This is a genomic window from Alteromonas genovensis (assembly GCF_010500895.1).
In the GTDB taxonomy this organism is placed as follows: domain Bacteria; phylum Pseudomonadota; class Gammaproteobacteria; order Enterobacterales; family Alteromonadaceae; genus Alteromonas; species Alteromonas genovensis.
Genome location: NZ_JAAAWO010000004.1, coordinates 160,964 through 173,982 on the forward strand (window position 1 = coordinate 160,964; position 13,019 = coordinate 173,982).

Annotated in this window: 13 protein-coding genes; 4 read left to right on the forward strand and 9 right to left on the reverse strand. The window is 44.2% G+C overall.

Going from position 1 to position 13,019, the window contains the following annotated elements; translation table 11 throughout:
• Positions 1–78: 78 nt before the first annotated feature.
• From speA to GTQ48_RS07330, 5 genes are all read right to left on the reverse strand, one after another.
• The gene (speA, locus tag GTQ48_RS07310) at positions 79–1,995 is read right to left on the reverse strand and encodes a biosynthetic arginine decarboxylase (RefSeq protein ID WP_163105934.1); all 1,917 of its coding nucleotides are present in this window, start codon (positions 1,993–1,995) and stop codon (positions 79–81) included.
• 125 nt (positions 1,996–2,120) lie between these two features.
• Entirely contained in the window at positions 2,121–2,558 is a 438-nt protein-coding gene (locus GTQ48_RS07315; RefSeq protein WP_163105936.1) for an arginine decarboxylase, read from the reverse strand.
• A 207-nt stretch (positions 2,559–2,765) separates the two neighbouring features.
• The gene (locus GTQ48_RS07320) at positions 2,766–4,154 is read right to left on the reverse strand and encodes an NAD(P)(+) transhydrogenase (Re/Si-specific) subunit beta (protein WP_163105938.1); all 1,389 of its coding nucleotides are present in this window, start codon (positions 4,152–4,154) and stop codon (positions 2,766–2,768) included.
• Positions 4,155–4,165: 11 nt separating this feature from the next.
• Positions 4,166–4,447, reverse strand: a complete 282-nt coding sequence (locus GTQ48_RS07325; protein WP_032097643.1) for an NAD(P) transhydrogenase subunit alpha part 2 — start codon at positions 4,445–4,447, stop codon at positions 4,166–4,168.
• A 2-nt stretch (positions 4,448–4,449) separates the two neighbouring features.
• A complete protein-coding gene (locus GTQ48_RS07330; protein WP_163105940.1) occupies positions 4,450–5,607 on the reverse strand; it encodes an NAD(P) transhydrogenase subunit alpha in 1,158 nt (385 codons plus the stop codon).
• A 652-nt stretch (positions 5,608–6,259) separates the two neighbouring features.
• Here GTQ48_RS07330 and GTQ48_RS07335 point away from each other — a divergent pair.
• Together GTQ48_RS07335 and GTQ48_RS07340 are read left to right on the forward strand one after the other, a co-directional pair.
• Positions 6,260–6,433, forward strand: coding sequence for a DUF6435 family protein (locus tag GTQ48_RS07335; RefSeq protein ID WP_163105942.1), 174 nt, complete (start codon positions 6,260–6,262; stop codon positions 6,431–6,433).
• A 111-nt stretch (positions 6,434–6,544) separates the two neighbouring features.
• A complete protein-coding gene (locus GTQ48_RS07340) occupies positions 6,545–7,258 on the forward strand; it encodes a hypothetical protein (protein WP_239060037.1) in 714 nt (237 codons plus the stop codon).
• Here GTQ48_RS07340 and ppiC read toward each other — a convergent pair.
• Both ppiC and GTQ48_RS07350 read right to left on the reverse strand, forming a co-directional pair.
• On the reverse strand, positions 7,255–7,536 hold the full coding sequence (gene ppiC / locus GTQ48_RS07345) for a peptidylprolyl isomerase PpiC (RefSeq protein ID WP_163105944.1): 282 nt from the start codon (positions 7,534–7,536) through the stop codon (positions 7,255–7,257). The two genes, GTQ48_RS07340 and ppiC, sit on opposite strands and share 4 nt — an antisense overlap.
• 130 nt (positions 7,537–7,666) lie before the next feature.
• A complete protein-coding gene (locus GTQ48_RS07350; RefSeq protein ID WP_163105946.1) occupies positions 7,667–8,599 on the reverse strand; it encodes a LysR family transcriptional regulator in 933 nt (310 codons plus the stop codon).
• 199 nt (positions 8,600–8,798) lie between these two features.
• Between GTQ48_RS07350 and GTQ48_RS07355 the strand changes: the two genes are divergently transcribed.
• Positions 8,799–9,785 carry a zinc-dependent alcohol dehydrogenase family protein gene (locus tag GTQ48_RS07355; protein WP_163105948.1) on the forward strand — a complete coding sequence of 329 codons (987 nt, stop codon included), beginning with the start codon at positions 8,799–8,801 and terminating at the stop codon, positions 9,783–9,785.
• 107 nt (positions 9,786–9,892) lie between these two features.
• On the forward strand, positions 9,893–10,789 hold the full coding sequence (locus GTQ48_RS07360; RefSeq protein WP_163105950.1) for a DUF4437 domain-containing protein: 897 nt from the start codon (positions 9,893–9,895) through the stop codon (positions 10,787–10,789).
• A gap of 136 nt (positions 10,790–10,925) precedes the next feature.
• Here GTQ48_RS07360 and GTQ48_RS07365 read toward each other — a convergent pair whose 3' ends face one another.
• Positions 10,926–11,723: an SDR family NAD(P)-dependent oxidoreductase gene (locus GTQ48_RS07365; RefSeq protein ID WP_163105952.1), complete on the reverse strand. Its 798-nt coding sequence runs from the start codon at positions 11,721–11,723 to the stop codon at positions 10,926–10,928.
• Positions 11,724–11,854: 131 nt separating this feature from the next.
• Positions 11,855–12,796, reverse strand: coding sequence for a 2OG-Fe(II) oxygenase family protein (locus GTQ48_RS07370; protein ID WP_163105954.1), 942 nt, complete (start codon positions 12,794–12,796; stop codon positions 11,855–11,857).
• Positions 12,797–13,019 lie beyond the last annotated feature (223 nt).

Below are 13,019 nucleotides of genomic sequence, written 5' to 3' on the forward strand. Positions count from 1 at the left end.
TAACTCAATGGCTTATCACTGTGCTTGCTACTTTGAATCTTCATATCCAGAAGAAAAGCTAGCCAAACGCAGCGGTACCTACTTTGATTGTTTGAGGTAGGTATAACCGTTTAGACATTTTTCGTAAAAGTCTGTCCAGCGTACGCCTTCCCTAGGCTTGAGTTTACCATCCCACACATGTTTATCGATTAAGCGTTTAACGTCAGATGCCATGGCTCGAGGGTTATACTGCATAACGTTAAGTACATCTTCTACCGATGAGCCTTTAACGACTTCCTCGATATAGAAATCTTCTGGATCGTCGTCATAGCTGTAAATATGTACTTCGTTTAAGCGACCAAATAGGTTGTGCATATCACCCATTACGTCTTGATAAGCCCCAGTTAAGAACAACCCTACATAGTACGGTTCGCCCTGTTTTAACGGGTGCATAGGCAACACGTCGGTAATTTCTCTGCCAATAGTGAACTGGTCAATTTTGCCATCGCTGTCGCAGGTAATATCTACCAAAGAGCAGTTCACCGTTGGCTCCTCGTTCATGCGCGTTAATGGCACTACTGGCAACAACTGATCGATTGCCCATGTGTCGGCAGCCGACTGGAACACAGAGAAGTTGCACAGGTACTGCGACGACAAGCTATAATCAAGCTCCTGCAGCTCTTCCGGTACGTATTCTTCGTTGCGATACCAGGTTTGCAGCCTGCCCATAATTTGCCAATACAGCGTTTCAATTTTGGCAAGTTCTTCAAGAGGAATGACGCGAAGTTTGAAAGCATCAAGAGCCTGCTCTTTGTACTGCGAGGCATCGTTATATACCTCATGCATGTTTTCTTGCTCATCAAAGGTGTCAGCGAGTTCTCTAATATTCTTTAAGAAAAAGTGCTCACCTTCTTTAGCTGACGTATCCATGGTGGCGGCATTAGATTTAATTTCGCCCACAATTTCAGTCACAACGCAGCTGTGGTGCGCCGTAATTGCGCGCCCGCTCTCACTCACTAAATGAGGATGAGGTACGCCCTCTAGGTCACACATCTCTTTCATGCCGTACACTACGTCAGCAACATATTCTTGCATGCTGTAGTTACGCGACGATTCGTTGGTTGAATTACTACCGTCGTAATCAATACCCAGGCCGCCGCCCACATCAACATAGTCTAACTCAAAGCCCATTTTATGAAGGTCGGCATAAATACGAGCGCCTTCAGTAACTGCTTCTTTCACCGCTCTGATATCGGTAAGCTGGCTACCAATATGAAAATGCAAAAGCTTAAGGCAGTGAGCCATGCCCTGCTCTTCTAAGTAGCGAGCAGCATTGATTATCTCGGTGATAGTAAGACCAAATTTCGCTCTTTCGCCGCCTGAGCTTTCCCACTTTCCGCGACCTTTTACCGTCATTTTCGAGCGAACGCCGATAATAGGATCGATATCTAATTCTTTTGCTACTTTTACCAGCAGCAATAGCTCGGTGTATTTCTCTACAACCACGACTACGCGGCGACCAAGCTTGCGCCCTAGTAGGGCTAAGCGCATGACTTCGTCGTCTTTGTAACCATTTAAAATGGTGAGTGACTCTTCGTTTGTATTCATGGCTAGCACAGTTAAAAGCTCGGCTTTCGACCCGGCTTCTAGCCCGTAGTTGTAAGGTTTGCCGGCATCGACAATCTCTTCAACCACTTCGCGCATTTGGTTTACTTTTACTGGGTAAACGCCTTGATATTCGCCTTTGTACTCAGCTTCAGCAATCGATTTACGAAATGCCTTATTTAACCCTGCTACTTGCGAGCGCAAGATATCGTGAAAACGAACAACAACGGGGAACTGAACACCTTCTTTACGTATATCTTCAATAACTGAATTGAAGTCTATGCGTATACTCGGATTTTCGGGCACGGGCGTAATGTGAACGTTGCCATTTTCACCAACCTGAAAATAACCGCCACCCCATTGAGAGACGCCGTAGACGCGCTCTGCTTCCTCGATACTCCAATTAGACAATATGGTCACCTTTTAAAAAGTGCGTTAGGGTTTACCTAACTTATGCGTGCAAAAATGAGTCGCGTATTATAGACAAAGCCATAAATGTTGCGACGTAAAATATCGATTGTTTCGACTAATTTAATTTATCGCGGCGTTGCTGTATCTATCCATGATGTTACGTATGCCATCACGCTTGGTTCAACTCTCTTATCAACGTCGCTTAAAAATGTGGTTACATCGTTAGTGCGACTAAAAGTAAAATGCTGATTTTCTAAATAACGTTGTGCGATATGATTAGCATCAGTCGTATCATCTTCCAGCCACAATTCACTTAGTTGGTTTCTGCGGTCAAGTTGAATTGAGTCTTTAATACGTATAACGGTTTCTGTCTTTGTACTAGACCAAGAGCGCATATCAACGAATAAATGGAAGGGTTTGCCTTTTCTGCTTTGCAGTGCATCTGACAGTTCGCCCAAGTAGGTAATATTAGTCCCCATACCCCAATGCCCACGAAGAGTGACTAAAATACAGTTCTGAAATATTTCAATATCAAATGGACGATGAGACGGGTTGCCACGCATTACAGGTTTAACACTCGGTATTTGAAAAAGGCTGGTAAATCGATGTTAGAACGTATTGAAAGATTAAACAACCTTGTACTTGTTACATATTTTGTAGTTTTAGGCGGTGCGATTAAGGCGGCTTATTAAGTATGAGTTTTGACTATATGTTAGGCCCGGCGAACTGAGTTATTGCCGGGCCCAATTTAGTCTTACCGATGAACGTGATTAATCGTCACCAAATTCACGGATAATACTGTTGATGGTTTCTTTCGCATCACCTAGCACCATTCGCGTATTTTCTTTAAAGAAAAGTGGGTTATCCACCCCAGCAAAACCAGCATTGGCAGAACGCTTTAATACAAATACTGTTTTGGCGCGGTATGCCTCAATAACCGGCATGCCATAAATAGGGCTACCTTTCATTTCTTTTGCGGCTGGATTAACTACATCATTGGCACCAATAACAATCACCACGTCATAATTTTCCATGCGAGGGTTTACATCGTCCATTTCGTACAGCTGATCGTAAGGAACATCGGCTTCGGCTAACAGTACGTTCATGTGCCCAGGCATACGCCCTGCCACTGCATGAATACCGTAATCTACCGTACAGCCGTTATCTTCCAGTAAAGACTGCAACTCACGCACTGCGTGCTGTGCTTGCGCAACCGCCATGCCATACCCTGGCACAACGAGTACTGCTTGCGCTGCTTCTAACACGTAAAATGCATCTTGTGCGGCAAGTACCTTAATCTCGCCTTCAATTTTTTCGCCTGCCTCAACAGGTGTAGAAAATCCAGATAGCAGTACGTTCATTAGTGAGCGGTTCATGGCCTTACACATTATATTCGTCAGGATAAGTCCTGACGCGCCAACCAACAGCCCAGTAACAATAAGAATGGTGTTGCCGGTGGCCAAACCTGCAGCAGAGGCCGCTATGCCCGAGTAACTGTTAAGCAAGGCAATAACCACGGGCATATCAGCACCACCAATAGAAATGGTGGCCAATAAGCCAAAGCTAAGTGCAATTGCGATAGCGCAATACAGCCACACTGCGTTTGATGGTTCGGTAGTAAACAAATAGCCAACGGCTAACATGCCCACTAAATGAAGAATACTCAGCTCGCGAAGCCCGGTAAAAACAACCGCCTTTGAACTCATCTTCCCCGACAGTTTTCCCCACGCTACTACCGAGCCTGAAAAGGTAACGCCACCAACAAGTATGGTGAAAAATAGGGTTACAAAGGTAAACGCGCCGGCCGTTTCTAGCGCCGCTATGCCCATGCTCGATAACGTCGCCCAACCAAGTAACAGCGATGCTGCGCCACCAAAACCATTAAACAACGACACCATCTCTGGCATTGAAGTCATTTCAACGGTTTTTGCCTTCCACGCACCGTAAGCGCCGCCAATAACAAACCCTAGCAATATATAGTGATAGCTGATGATCTGCTGATCGAGCAGAGTAACAACAACCGCTATAAACATACCAATAGCAGAAATAAAGTTACCTTTTTTCGCCGTATCTGGGTGACTCAACAACTTAAGACCAAGAATAAATAGTGCCGCAGCAACTACATACGCAAGGTTAATCGTGGTTACAATATCATTCACCTGCGTACTCCTTACTTCGTTTTCTTTTTGAACATATTTAGCATGCGGTCGGTGACCAAATAGCCCCCCACCACATTAATACTGGCCAGTGCCACCGCAATGGTACCCAACACGGTAGTTAACAAACTGTTGTCACTACCCGATGCCACTAAGGCGCCAACTAAGGTAATACCTGAAATAGCATTTGAACCTGACATTAAGGGCGTATGAAGCGTAGCTGGCACTTTTCGGATGAGTTCAAAACCAAGAAACCCTGCCAATAACACGATAAAAAGTAAGTATATGATTTCCACAATTAAGCTCCTTTGTATGCATTAAGCAGCATGTCGTTAGTAACGCTTCCCTGATGCGCAATAACGCAGCCAGCAAGAATATCGTCGTCCAAATCAAGGTTAAACGTATTGGTTTCTGTGTCGAAGAACTCGTCCACAAGGTTATAAATATTATTGGCGTACATGTCGGTGGCAGCTCGCGCGACAAACTGACTCCAGTAGCCATCGCCAATAACATTAACGCCATTCACCTCAACGGTTTCTCCAGCGACCGAGCCTTCAACATTACCGCCAGAGGTGGCCGCCATATCCACTACAACGCTGCCAGGTTTCATTAGCGCTAAGGTGTCTTTTGAAATAAGCACAGGGGGCTTTCGGCCAAACAGTTGCGCCGTTGTAATCACAATATCTGAATCGGCAATAGCGTCGCGCTGGGCGTCTTGCTGCTTGGCTTTTTGTTCTTCGGTAAGTTCTTTGGCGTAACCGTCTTTAGTTTGCCCGGTTTCACCAATATCAATTTTAAGGAATTTTCCACCAAGAGACTCAACCTGCTCTGCAACCACTTCGCGAGTGTCGTAGGCAAGTACATTAGCGCCAAGGCGTTTTGCAGTTGCAATAGCCTGCAGGCCTGCCACGCCAGCGCCAATGATAAATACTTTGGCGGGTTTAATTGTGCCCGATGGCGTCATCATCATAGGTAAAATAGAAGGGAGCAAACTTGCAGCCTGCATCACCATTACATAGCCCGCTAAACTCGCTTGAGAGCTTAACGCATCCATCTTTTGTGCACGGGAAGAACGCGGGATCATTTCAACTGAAATAGCCGTAAGCTGCTTGTCAGCAATCGACTCAACAAGCGGTTGTTGAAAGAAAGGGTCAAGATGACCAACCACAATGGCCCCTTTTTTCATCAACGCTAATTGCGCTTCGCTTGGCTTGTTGACGGCTACCACCATATCTGCAGATGATACTGCCTCATTCACACCACTAATGACGGAAACACCCACACCTTCATATTCTTTATCAGAGTAGCCAGAAAGTAGTCCTGCTCCGGCCTCAAGGATGATAGAAGCCCCTTTCTTAATTAGGCGCTGCGCGCTAGATGGCGTAACAGCACACCGCTTTTCCACTTTATTTAGCGAGTCTGGCGTTTTAGATTCATTTAAAACAACAACTTTCATACGCTTCTCCTTATTCTTAGGCACTTTGAGAATGACACTCTTTGTTCTCATTGAAACCATTTTATTCATTTATGCTGATTATTTTTTGACTAAATTAAACGCCCGTTTAAATTTTAATTACGTGATAGCGCGCGAAAAAAGCTGTTCGATTTTCACCCTAGGCCTCAGTAAACATACGCCCTGAATATATTTTTTACAAAAATTTTTAAGCTTGATTACATAACTATAATTTATATGAAATTCACTTATATTTGTTTTCATTTGTCAGGATTGTAATTAGTAAAGGGAGATTTAAAGTATGGAGGTTGTTTTTTGCACAGCCGTAAAGGTACAAAAAACGAGCAGAGCTTAGCAGTTCACCGAAAATTTCAACTCATTTATTGGGTAAAAAGGCGAGCCATATTTTTATCATTTCTCTTTTGCCATTTCTCTTTTGCCATTTCTTTTTTAACACATCTTTTTTGCCAAAATGTGATCAGTTATTAGAAAAAAAACGTTTACTCATTGCGCGTAAGACTTCATATGATATTGAGCGTTTTACTCACTAAAATATTACAACAAATACACCATCATCAGAGTACGCAGCCGATACGCTTTTTTTCAAAAAATGTGTTTAGAAAAAAATGTACCGTGTAGCGTGGGGAGAAAAATAGTGTTTGGGCTTTTTAAATCGAATCCGTCAAAGAAAATGCGGAAAGAATACGACCAGCTTTTAGAGCGAGCCATGCTTGCGCAAAGAAAAGGCGATATTAAAACGTATTCTATGCTTACTGCAGAATCTGAAGATTTGTGGAAGAAAATAGAGGAAGTTGAAAAACAGCAGTAGCTTTTGGCTTCTGCCAATATTGCTTCAATTCAAGACTTCATATCGCATTGTAGTGCGTATACCCGTAAACTAAAGCCCTAGTTAGTTAATTCAAATAAGGGCGCTGGCATTATGGCATTCCGTTTCTTTATAACGATGTTATACGGCATCGTTATCGCATCTTCTTTTTTTCATCATAGTGCCAAGGCCATTGAAGCGGGACAATACTACTATTTCATTTCTGAAAAATGCGAGCCACGCGGCCCACAAACGCCTGAAGAGCGTGGTGCAGTAACACCCGATGTTATGCTGTTTGAAGTGGTACCTGCCGGCATTAGTGATTACTTTGTACACATGAATACCGAAGCACTTGTGCATTACACCGAAGAAGGGCAAGAATACTTAACTCGTCTAGAGGAAGAACAGGCCTATACCGCCGGTGGTGACAATAGCCACGGCAGCAATAGTATTCATCATGATTTTATGCTGCAGCGAGAAGCGATAAGCCTCAAAGATCTTATCGCGACATTAAATAGTTTTTCTCAGCAGCAAACAGAGAAAGGGTATTACTATCGCACTATTTTGGCACTAGGTGATGAAAGGGCGAGGTTTAAAGCCGTAACTCGCGTGCGTTTAACAGAAAGTGCAGCGACTAACCGAATGCTGCTTTCTGACTACTCTACTAGTTACTATCTTCTAGATAAGGCTGGGAACGCCAACGCTACTCCATTCATTAGTGTTGATCACAACGCTTTGATGCGAAAAAACATTCATCAATACAACAGCCCCTTTAACGCTTATACAGCAACACATGTATGCGGCGAAAAATGGGAATCGGGAATTTAGTTATTCCGATACAGGGTTTTAATAATATGAAAACCAAAGCGGGTTTTTATAGGCCCGTGTACTTTTAGCACTTCTTTTTTAAACACAACATCGTCAAATGCTTTTACCATTTGACCGCGACGAAATTCACCTAAATCACCGCCTCGCTTACCCGACGGGCATGTTGAATGCTTTTTGGCTAGCGTGCCGAAATTTTTACCTTTTTTAAGCTGCTCTAAAATAGAAAGCGCCTCTTTTTCGGTTTTTACCAAAATGTGCACTGCGGCTGCTGTTGCCATATTACATTGCCCTTAATCTGAAATACGCAGTTTGAAATAGGACGGTTAGGATACACGCTTTCGTTTTGTTATTCCTTTCTGCTTTTGTGTTGTGCTAGCCCGCTACGCTATTTCGCTTTACGATTTCGCTTTACGATTTCGCTCTAGTATCTGCTTTAGGATCCCACACTGATAAATCACCTAACTTTTCTATTAAAAAATCGATAAACACCCGCACCTTTGCAGTAAGTACATTCGACCTTGGGTACACAAGCCAGATTGCCGCGCTATCGCTAATGCGGTAATCGGGCAATACTCTCACTAAGCTTCCCTCAGACAGCTCAGTGTGCACGTTCCACACTGAACTCATGCATATCCCTACTCCCGCTTTTGCGGCGATACGCATGTTTGCGCCATCATCGCACACCACCCGCGGCTTTTCAGACGCCATTGGAAACGAGAATGTATGCCCTGTTGTTTCGTTCACCAATACCCGTGGTTTAGCGTTAGCAAACATCACTATTTGATGGTTTGCCAAATCGGCTTCGGTTCGTGGAAAACCATGTTTTTCAATGTACGAAGGAGAGGCGCACATGATTCTGGTATCGTCTGCCAGCCTTCTACCTATCAAGCTACTGTCTTCCACGGCATAGTTGCGCAGCGCTAGATCAAACCCACCTTCAATGAGGCTCGCTTGAGTATCTGATAGCTTTAATTCAAGGTTAATCCCGGGGTACCTGTCGAGGAACTCAGGCAATATAGGGCTGATAAACAGCTGTGCAAAGCTGCTAGATGATGCAAACCTTAGCGTGCCTTGCACCGTAGCTTTACCGCGTCCGAACGCCGCATGAGCGGCATCTTCTTGGGCCACAATTTCTTTTGCATAGGGAAGAAACTCCGCGCCCTCTATGGATAACACTACCTTGCGGGTAGAGCGGTGGAACAAGTCGGCCTTTAGCTGCATTTCTAATTTGGACAGCCGAGCACTGGCGACAGAAGGCGCGAGGCCTAGCCGCTTTCCTGCCTCGCTAATGTTTAACGTTTCTGCCGCTATCACAAATAAGCGAATGCCGTTGGTATCCATTTCCTGTTCCTCTGACTTATTAAGTTACTATTCTAACGATTATATTCAAAACCAGAATTCTCATTTCTTTTATACGTCATTTATTCTCAATATCAATACTATTAAGCTACAGCCATCAACAACAGAGACGACACGTAGCGCAGAACCATCAATGCCTGCACAACGGGTTTCAGTGATAAAAATACACTAGGAGATGAATATGAAAGCAATGATAGTAAATCAATACGGAAGTGTGGATGCCTTTGAAGCCGCTGACATTCCAAAGCCTTCTATTAAAGACGGTCATATTTTGGTGAAGATTGCAGCAACCAGTATCAACACCGTTGACACTATGATTCGTCAAATGGGTGCCGACTTACCTTTATCACCTGCTGCGCCAGCACTGTTAGGAATGGACTTTGCGGGCACAATAGAAGAGATAGGCGAAGGCGTTACTGACTATAACGTTGGTGATGAAGTGTTTGGCTGCGCAGGTGGTTTAGCTGACCTTCCTGGTACCCTCGCTGAGTACATAGTTGCAGATGCCAACTTGCTTGCTCTTAAACCTAAAAATATATCGATGAGAGAAGCTGCGGCACTGCCATTGGTTGGCATAACCGCCTATGAGGGATTGCAGCGCGCCGGCATTAGCGCAGGGCAAAGCGTGTTAGTACACGGTGGTTCAGGCGGTGTAGGCCATGTGGCACTTCAATTGGCAAAACACTATGGCGCAAACGTATTTTCTACTGGCGGCGGCGATACTCAACTATCGTTAATTGAAAGCTTAGGTGCTAGCCCTATCAATTACAAAACTGAGACTGTAGAAAGCTACGTACAAAAGCACACTGACGGCGCCGGATTCGATATCGTCTTCGACTCAGTAGGCGGCGCTAACATGACCAACTCGTTTGAAGCGGCTGCGCTAAATGGCCAAGTTGCGACCACAGTGGCCATGACAGAACTTGACCTCACCACCGCGCATTTTAAAGGGCTATCGCTACACGTGGTATTCATGCTTATCCCTATGCTTCATAACTATCGCCGCGAAGCCCATGCTCGCATTCTTAGCGACTTAAGCAAAATTGTTGAAGCAGGTGGCGTGAAGCCCGTTGTAGATGACTCGGCGTTTACCTTATCCGAAGTAAGTAAAGCCCATGCGCTATTAGAAAGTGGCAAAGCGTTGGGCAAGGTTGTTGTTACTGTTTAACCCACTGTTCATTAATAAGTAATACAACGCGTTAATTAATAGGGAGCTGCTAGTCAGCTCCCTTTGCTGTTTCAACTTTTAGCAGTTTTATTCAAGCGGAGACATGTATGAACAATACAACTCATCGAGCTAGTCTTGTATTAACCAGCTTTTTACTAGCTGGCTCTTTACTAATTGCCACAGCGTCATTCAACGCCACCGCAGAAAACCATGAAAGCAATTCTTCAGTTGTGTCTTCTGCAGAGCTTCAGTGGGGTTATTTAAATCCACTTCGCGGAGATCAAAGCCCGGCAGCAACAGATTTGTGGGGCGATAGAGCCAAAAACCAAGCAACGGGTATGTTGGTTAAGTTTAAAGAAGGGTTTTCATCGCCACCGCATATTCACAACATCACTTATAGAGGTATTGTTATTGAAGGGCTTCTTCACAATGATACGCCGTCTGCAGAACACATGTGGCTGCCTAGCTTATCTTTCTGGACTCAGCCTGCCGGTCACAATCACATTACTGCGGCAAACCGCAAAGCCAACCTTATTTATCTTGAAATAGATAGCGGCCCCTATCTTGTTAAGCCACCTGAAGCTGAGTTTGACACTAACGAAAGGCCTATAAACGTGCATGCGTCAAACCTCATTTGGCTAAATGAAAACGACTCAGAACTACTTAAAGGCGACGGCGTTGAAATAGCTCACCTTTGGCAGAAAAGTGACTTACCTGATATCAAAGGTGAGCTAAAAGGTTATTTGGTTAAATTTGCCAAAGGCAAAAAAGGTCACATTTTCACTACGGCGAAAGATTTTAAGAGCGTTATTATAAAAGGAAAGGCCAACTATGATTCAAAGAACACCGACACAGCAGTAGTGCTTGAAGCCGGCAGTTTCTTTAGCTCCAAAAGTTCGTTCTCACATAATATTAACGCCAATGAAGAAACGGTTTTATACATTAGGGCCAACGATACGGTGTCTATTATGGCGCATTCTGACTCTACATCTGAGTCTGAATAAAAGATAACGCGATAAAAAAGCCTACAAGCATCCGCATCTGGCGATTGGTTTGCTTGCAGGCTTTTCCGCGTTTTGAGTTATGAGTTAAGAGTTATGAGCGTACAACCAATGCTTGTATGCCTCACTGTGTTTAAAACTACTCCTCAACAACAGACTGCAGCGCTTCCATCACTTTTTGGCAGTTAACTGCATTAACTGCGAAATTATGTGGTGAAGAAAATTGCTGTGAGTCGTTATCGAAATACTTACCTGACGAGTGCTGAAATTCATCAGATAGGGCTGCTTTACACAGTATTTGAGCACCAATACTCAAGTCGTTACCCGCCACGCCGAACCCTTCTTTCACCATTTTAGACGCTAAAAGCGACCCTGGATTAACCGACACACTAACTTGCCCAGGCCTAAGCGTTTTAGACACCTGCTCACTCCATATCGTTAACGCTAACTTACTTTGCGCGTAAGCCTGAAAATCATCATTAAGATGAACAAGCCCTTTCATAGCATCGACTTGCACCGGTGCTTGTGCAGCAGAGGAGAGGTTCACTATCCGGCCGTCTTCGCTTAATACTGGTAGTAGCAATTCAGTGATAATAGCCGGGGCAAAGGTATTAACCACAAAGCGAGCATCAAAACCTTCTTGTGTTATAGGTTGAGGCAGCTTAAATACACCAGCATTGTTAATAATCACGTCAATTCTTGAATGGTCTTTTAAAATTGAACGAGCAAGCTTTCTACTATCACTTAACGTCGACAAATCGGCGAGGTACGTATCGATTGTCACATCAGGAGCATATTGCTTCACTTGTTCGCAGGCACTTTGCAGTTTATGGTCGCTACGTCCATGCATGATCAGATGATTACCCTGTGCAGCCAGTAATTTCGCAGTCTCTAACCCAATACCGTCTGTTGCGCCTGTTATTAATACTTTTTTCATTTTTTAAATCCTCGTTGTTTGCCTAACCTGCTTTACACGTTGTCGGTCGTATTCTTTCTTGATGAGCTACTTTTTAATGAGCCACTTTCTAATGAGCCACCGTTTAACGAGCTCTTCACTAAAGTTGCGGGCTAAAACGGTGCATAGCTATCCTGAGGAAAGCTTGCTGTTGTAACGTTATCATTAAGGGCCTTCGGCATTGACCAACGCGCCTTTGAATCTACAGGTTGAACATCGCCTTTCGGATTTGGCAAACTGCCTTGCTTTCCGAAAAGCCAAAATACAAAGTTAGTGCGCTCTCCACTGGTGATAGGTAAAGCAGCATGAGGCACCGATCCTCTATGAATAATTGCGCTCCCAGGTGTAAACATTAGTTCGTTTGTGTGCCCAGTACTAGCATCAAAAAAGTTTACGGCTGAGCCGGAAAACGATTCTGTTGGTAAATTTAAATTGATGTTTAAGGTAACCGAAGAGGCATCAGTATGAGGCCGAATAGACGTATCTGTACTTGGCTGATAATTAATTGAAAAGCCAAAGCTTTGGCTATCATATCCAATAATTTCAGGAAACAACAAACGAGCGATGGGGCGCATATACGCATCAATTAATTCACGATAAAACTGCTGAAAACTCGGGGCTGCTAAATGCCCTTCTGAGCGGGCATCGAGCATTGCACCTTTGCGGTTTAATACAATGCCGTAGGGCGGTCTCAACGGAATTTGCGCATCCCATGCTTTTTCCAAAAATGCTCTAAGCTTACCAAGCTGCTCTGGATTGAAGAATTGGCAGGTATACACGCCGGGCGCAACTTGCTGCCACAGCGATTTAACATCTAACTCTTTGGATGGGTCTTCCCATGCAGCGTTAACGGCCTTGCGCAAGTGAGCATCAAGTAATGAACAATTAAGAGAATTGCCGTCAACTTGTTCAGCCGCTTCCCACTCATTCCAAGCATTGGCGAGAAGCTCTTGGTTACCGCTCCAAAACTGCTGTACCGATTGCGCACGCTGAAGCATGGCTTCTCGTGAGGGTAACGTTAACGCTCGTGCCGCTTCTAAATGTTGGTATGCCATTGTTTGTTCTCAGTGTTCCTAATCAAAGCCGCAGACTAGTTGTTTGCGTAGCTCTGTTTGCTTAGCTTTGTTTACTTAATAGGACACAGTTTAATACCTCCCTATTAATGTATAAACGACACATAAAAGGAATCAGTATTCCGGTTTTGAATATAATCTGTGCTTGTTTTGGGTTCGCTCTTCGGTATCTCTTCGTGGATAAAGCAGCCTTTGCTAACCACAC